We start from the raw sequence: 1,937 nt of genomic DNA on the forward strand, positions 1-1,937 counted from the left end.
AACGAACTGAGTTATAAACAATTGAAAATCAACTGGGAATAAGTGCCCAGTAATGGTAACATCTATAGAAACTGGTGGTATCTGAAACTCGTCATTTTCTATTATAGGGTTACCAAAGAGATCTGTTGGTGGCTGTATTTCTTTAGTAGTAGCAGATTCTGGGATTGAACTAATGATATTATTTGATGTACCAATAGACCGAGTCTCAGTATTTGTAGAATTATCAATCGGTTTAGTGAAACCTTTCGCAATCTGTTTTATGAGGTTCGTGCCAAGATTCTTTATTTCTTTCTTGGTCTTAGGCTTTGTGTAATTCTGTGCCTGGCCAAAGATGTCAAATGATTTGTTCTTGCTTAAATCCTCTTTCAGTAATTCTACAAAATAATTGAACTCATAATCTTCCTGAAATGAGTTTTTGGTAAAACTGACATCAAATCCCTCTAAGTGTAATTCGCCAAAAATCCTTTTATATTGAGGGGACCCTTCTTGCCCGCAAAGGACTTTGGGCCTATATCTGTCATCATAGCTGCTGCCGATAACGCGGCCTCTTCTGAATAGCAAGAAACCATTGTCAGTAGAAGTGCTCATTGTTTCCAATATTCCAATAAAACCTTTTACAGAGTATTTCCCCGCTGAAAAGTCAATGTCTTTTTTCCATAGAACAGTTTCACCGTCAGGAGAATTATAATGAGGAGCCTTCAGAAACTTAAGTTCCTGGTATTCCATTTGTTCTCCATTTATGATAAGATTTAATATGCCCTCACGTAATTGTTGCGTATAAATGCTTGTTATATGTTTTTTGATATATGATAACTGCCTTGGGCTTGGCTTGTTAGCAGACAGATTTGTTAGTGTAATGCGTGTATAATGCGTGTCGGCATTACATTCTTCTTCCAAGACAGGAAGTTCTAAATCTTCATTGTCCACGACCTCCTGTAAATTGAAGATAAGAGTTTTATTGACAGGCTCTCCGTAGGCAGAAGTTTCAACTTTCCATATATTGCTTAACCAAATTGAAGAAACCTTCATGCCCATGCCAAATTCATTTAGTCCTTTGTTGTCAAGAGGGATGTTGGCTAACTCAAATGCTCTTTGGTAATTGTCGTGTGTTATGCCGAAGGCATCATCTTCAATTGTAATTGTGTCGTTCTCAAAGTCAATATTAATAGTAACGGTTAGTTTACCATCAGGATTGATTCTATTCAGAATTTCCTTATGATTAAGGTAACTCTGAATAGAATTATCAACATATTCGGCTAAAGCATTCCATACTTTATTATTGATAAATCTAAAAACCTCGTATACTAAAGGTTTTGTCGCTATTGAGACATTATTTGCCATAATCCAAAAGTTTTTCTGCAACTTTTTTAACAACCTCTACATTAACTGCATTTCCCAGAGCTTCGTAGCACCTTGATAATGGCAATCTGAAGTATTCTGAGCCAAAAGATAAACCTTGCATGCCTTGTACTGATGCTGCCTCATATAGCGTCATGTACCTTCCTTTGGAATGAATGTTTTCCGTTGTGTGTTTTTCTGGAAGGGTTATCCATGGGAATATGGGAATTTGTGTGCCTACAAGATTTAGTGCAGGAGAAAAAGTCGGTAATTTCACTCTAATTCCTGATGCCCTGAATTGCACAATCTTATCTTCAATTATGGGGAATGTGTCTTTGCCGCAATTCCATTCAAATTTTAAATGGCTATTGTCGAATGTCTCCACACTTTGTCGCCATTCGTCTATCCAGCATTTATGCCGGGCATAAAAATTCCTGTTCAAACTGATATACCTGATCTTCCATTGAGGGAATCTTCTGCTGCTTTTCGTTTGGGCATAAATAGGCAATTGATTAAGACATTGTTCTTTATTTACTCCTTTAACTCTTAGTATATGACAATTTTCAGATTGAAGCTATATAATATTTTGATTATTAAAT

At 36.3% G+C, this 1,937-nt stretch carries 2 protein-coding genes; both read right to left on the minus strand.

Features of this window, described 5'->3' with window-relative positions; translation table 11 throughout:
- The coding region (locus QYT14_RS18810) for an ATP-binding protein (protein ID WP_289826576.1) at positions 1–1,341 on the minus strand (1,341 nt) is incomplete at its 3' end.
- The gene (locus QYT14_RS18815; RefSeq protein WP_289307783.1) at positions 1,331–1,723 is read right to left on the minus strand and encodes a hypothetical protein; all 393 of its coding nucleotides are present in this window, start codon (positions 1,721–1,723) and stop codon (positions 1,331–1,333) included. The genes QYT14_RS18815 and QYT14_RS18810, both read right to left, overlap by 11 nt.
- Positions 1,724–1,937: the final 214 nt, after the last annotated feature.

The organism is uncultured Phocaeicola sp. (assembly GCF_948499155.1).
In the GTDB taxonomy this organism is placed as follows: domain Bacteria; phylum Bacteroidota; class Bacteroidia; order Bacteroidales; family Bacteroidaceae; genus Phocaeicola; species Phocaeicola faecalis.